This window comes from Caballeronia sp. M23-90 (genome assembly GCF_053574605.1).
The window spans coordinates 1-4,229 of the sequence record NZ_JBSIPA010000533.1 but is presented as its reverse complement, the minus strand read 5'-3'; the positions used below and the strand labels follow the sequence as shown (position 1 = coordinate 4,229).

Sequence of the window (4,229 nt, the reverse complement as noted above, 5' to 3'; positions counted from 1 at the left end):
TACGCCGCCATGCGAACTTGCCAATGCCGCGACCACGCTCGCGAACGCCGCCACCGCGCCCACCGACAAATCGATGCCGCCCGTGATGATCACAAACGCCATGCCCACCGATATCAACGCGAACATCGAGTTGTATCGCCAGAAGGATGTGATGTTGTAGGCCGATGCAAAGTGGTCGTAGCGGGTTACGCCAAAGACGAGCAGCGCGGCCAGTGCCAACAGGATGGGAAGGTTCTTTTTCATATCGATGCCCCTAGCGCTGGCGCCGTTGCACATAAACCGCGGCGATGATGATGCCCGCCTTCACGACCAGCGCGGCCGCGTCGGGAATCCCGTGAGCGAGCAGGGTGTATCGAAGCAACTGGATGATCAGCGCGCCAATCAGCGTCCCGACGATATACGCCTTCCCGCCCGTCAACGCCGTGCCGCCGACGGCAACGGCGGCGATGGCATCGAGCTCGGAACCAAGGCCGATCACGTTGGCATCGGAAGATGAATTGACCGAGATCGAGATAAGGCCTGCCAGCCCGGCCAGCGCCGCGCACAACGTGTACGCGAGCATCTTCACGCGCGTGGTGGGAATGCCGCTCAAATAGGCCGCTTGTTCATTGCCGCCGGTCACGAGCAAATACTGGCCGAACAGGGTCTTGCGCACGATCCATGCAAATATGGCGACCAGCAGAAGCATCAGGAACACTTGGGCTGGCACGCCCGCGACGCGGCCCAACGCGATCCACTGGAACGCGGGATTGTTGAAGGCTTGCAGGCTGCCGTCGGTGAAAACCTGCGCGATACCGCGCCCCGCGATGAACAGCACCAGCGTCGCGACAATCGGCTGCACGGAGAGCCTCGTCACGAGGAAGCCGTTGAACACGCCGCACAGCGCGGCAGCCAGCACGGGCAAGACAAACGCCAGCGCAATGCCGAACGGCCCGGCGATGTTCATGAAGATCATCGGCGCGAGCGATCCGGCGATCGCCATCGAAGCGCCGACCGATAAATCGATACCCCCGGTCGCCACGACCAGCGTCATCCCGATGCCGACAATGACGATCGTCACCACTTGCGTCAGGTTGACGTTGAACGTCTGCAGCGACCAGAAGTGCTGCGTGAAGAACAGGTTGAACACGACCATCGCGAGAAGGACGGCGATCTCGCGCTGGATCGTGATGCGGTATTTTTTCTTCGCTGCGCCCGGCGCGTTTTGTCCCACGGGCGGCGCGACCGTTGCCGGTTGAGTTTTCTGGTTCATGGCTGACCTTCTTTGGCATCGACGGCTTCCGCCAGCGCCGACTCTTCACCTGATCCGTAGGCGATGGCGTCCATGATCGACGCCTCGCTCATGCGTGCGCCGTCGAGTTCGGCGACGGTCTTGCCATCGCGGATCACGACCGCGCGATCGGCCACCGCCGTGAGTTCCTCCAGCTCCGACGCCGACAGCAACACTGCCAGCCCCGAGTCGCGCAACTCGCGAATGATCTTTGCGACATCGGCCTTGGCGCCTACGTCAATGCCGCGCGTGGGCTCATCGAGCAGGAGCAACGAGGGATTCGTGGCGAGCCAACGTGCGAGCAACACCTTCTGCTGGTTACCGCCCGACAACTCGCGAATCGGCTGGTCCGGCGAGCGCAATTTGATCCCCAGCGATTCGATAAACCTGTCCACAATCGCGCGTTGCTTGGCGACATCGACCACGCCGTGTTTGGTGAGCGTGCGCAGGCAAACGAGCGTGAGGTTGTCGCGCACGGACAGCTCCGGCACGATCCCATCGCCTTTGCGATCCTCCGTCAGATAAGCGATGCCGCGCGCAATCGCATCTTGCGGCGACTTGAAATTCACCGGTTTTCCATCGATGGAAAGCGACCCGCGCTCGGCCGGATCCGCGCCGAACATCAGCCGCATGGTCTCCGTGCGACCCGAGCCGAGCAAGCCGGCGAGACCTACGGCTTCGCCCGCGTGGACATCGAGCGAAACGTCCGTCACCTTCGCGCCCGCGCCAATGTTCTTTGCGCTGATCGCCGTCGTGCCGCGTTTGGCCAGGTTCGCTTCCTTCACGGCACTGTCCTCCTGCACCACGGCGGCGAGCGTGCGGCCGAGCATCGTGGTCACGAGTTGCAGTTTGTCGAGCGCGGCCATGGGGCTTTCGGCGACGGTCTGGCCATCGCGCATGACGGTCACGCGGTCGCACAGTGCGTACAACTCGTCGAGCCGGTGCGAGACGAAGATCACCGCGCGGCCATCGTCGCGCAAACGCCGCACGACGCTGAATAAAAGTTCGACCTCGCGTTCATCGAGTGAGGACGTGGATTCGTCCATGATGACCATCTTCGCTTCCGACGATACCGCTCGCGCGAGCGCCACCATCTGCTGAATGGCGGTGGAGAATTCGCGCACGGGTTTGCTGACATCGATCTGCAAGCCGAACGAATCGAGCAATTCCTGCGCGCGCCGATGAATCGTCTTCCAGTCGATCAAACCAAGGCGCCGCGGCTCGCGGCCGAGAAAGATATTCTCGGCAATCGAGCGGAACGGAACCAGGTTGATCTCCTGATAAATCGTGCTGATACCGGCTTCGCGTGCCTCTTTGGGCGTACGGAAATCGGCTTCGCGGCCATCGAAACGGATCGTTCCGCCTGTGCGCCGATACGCGCCGGTCAGGATCTTGATGAGCGTCGATTTGCCCGCGCCGTTCTGCCCGATCAGCGCATGCACTTCTCCCGCGCGTACCGAAAGCCGCGCGTGCCGCAACGCGGCCACGCCGCCGAAGCTGATATCGATGTCCTGCATCTCCAGCAGCGGCGATTGAGTTGGCGTGTTCATCGAATGCGTCTCCTCGGGCGAACGGAATGTTCGCCGGATACAAAAGAAGCGACGGCCGGCGAAAGACCGGGCGCGCCGCTTCGAACACCTTCGTTGCTCTTTACAGCGGGCTGCTTGGCCGATCACCGGCCCCTCAGAAGCCGCTCAGTAGCCGTACTGCATGCTCTGCGCGACATTGCTCTTGTCGTAGAAGCGGTCGGAGACTTTCACCCACGGCGGGATGGTTTCGCCCTTCGCGAACTTCTGCGCCACGTCGCACGCAAGGGGGCCGAAGAACGGGCTCGACTGCACGCTCGCACCGAGTTCACCGGCCGCGATTGCGTCCATGCCGCCCTTCGTTCCGTCGATGGTCACGATCGTGATGTCCTTGCCTGGCTGCTTGCCGGCCGCCTTGATGGCCGCGATTGCACCGAGGGCCATCTCGTCGTTGTGCGCGTACACGGCAGTCACGTCGGGATGCGCCTGAAGCAGCGTTTCCATGACCTGGCGGCCCTTGTCGCGGGCGAAATCGCCGCTTTGCGACGCGATGATCTGCAGACCCGGATTCTTCGCGATCACGTCATCGAAACCTTTCTTGCGATCGTTCGCAGCGGACGCGCCCGTCGATCCTTCCAGTTCGATGATCTTGCCCTTGCCGCCCGTCGCCTTCACGAGCCAGTCGGCGGCGCGTTGCCCCTGGTTGATGAAGTCCGAACCAATGAACGTGATGTAGTCGCGGCCCGCCTTCGCCACCGACTGATCCACGTCGCGGTCGACCAGGATCACGGGAATGCCTGCTTTCTTGGCCTGCAGCACGATAGGCGCAAGCGGCTTTTCTTCACGCGGCGGGAACACGATCAGATCGACGTGCTGCGCGATCATGCTCTGGATATCGGCGACCTGTTTCGATGCCGAGCTGTTGGCATCGGTCATGACCATCTGCCAGCCGCACTTTGCAGCCACGTCCTTGAAGCTCTTGGTTTCGGCGAGACGCCACGGGTTGTTGCTTTCGGTCTGCGCAAAACCGACGCGCAGCGGTTTTTTGGTCGCCAGCTTCGGCAGGGGAGAGTCGTCAGCGTGTGCAATGCCGAATGCCGCCGCCATCGACAGCGCGAGCACGGACGTGGCGAGCACGCGGAACGGGGTCTTGCATGTTTTCAAGTTTTCAAGCGACAGCATGTCTTCCTCCGGTATGGATGGTCTTGCTTTTTTAAGTACGTCGGTCCTGCTGTGTCGTGTTCTTTTTGCGTCTTGCTCGCTCCGTCTCAAAAAGTCGAAGTGCGACGATTATTCCACCGCATTTTATTATTGGTCAATCGCTAATATTATTAATTGCGGGCTGTTTTGCTTCGGTGAATACCCTTACCGACGCGCGCTCCACCAGCGGTCCGTCGAGCTTCACGACACGCCGGCGGACCGGTGCGCCAGCA

At 61.7% G+C, this 4,229-nt stretch carries 3 protein-coding genes and 2 pseudogenes; all 5 read right to left on the bottom strand.

Features of this window, described 5'->3' with window-relative positions:
- Nucleotides 1-243: pseudogene (locus ACRXB1_RS31900) on the bottom strand (ABC transporter permease); the annotation flags it as partial.
- Nucleotides 244-253: 10 nt separating this feature from the next.
- Entirely contained in the window at nucleotides 254-1,252 is a 999-nt protein-coding gene (locus ACRXB1_RS31895; RefSeq protein ID WP_062168213.1) for an ABC transporter permease, read from the bottom strand.
- Complete coding sequence (locus ACRXB1_RS31890; protein ID WP_062168211.1) at nucleotides 1,249-2,820, bottom strand: sugar ABC transporter ATP-binding protein; 1,572 nt, start codon at nucleotides 2,818-2,820, stop codon at nucleotides 1,249-1,251. The genes ACRXB1_RS31895 and ACRXB1_RS31890 overlap by 4 nt, the downstream gene beginning before the upstream one ends.
- Before the next feature lie 144 nt (nucleotides 2,821-2,964).
- A complete protein-coding gene (locus ACRXB1_RS31885) occupies nucleotides 2,965-3,978 on the bottom strand; it encodes an ABC transporter substrate-binding protein (protein WP_062000529.1) in 1,014 nt (337 codons plus the stop codon).
- A gap of 133 nt (nucleotides 3,979-4,111) precedes the next feature.
- Nucleotides 4,112-4,229, bottom strand: a pseudogene (locus ACRXB1_RS31880) (LacI family DNA-binding transcriptional regulator); the annotation flags it as partial.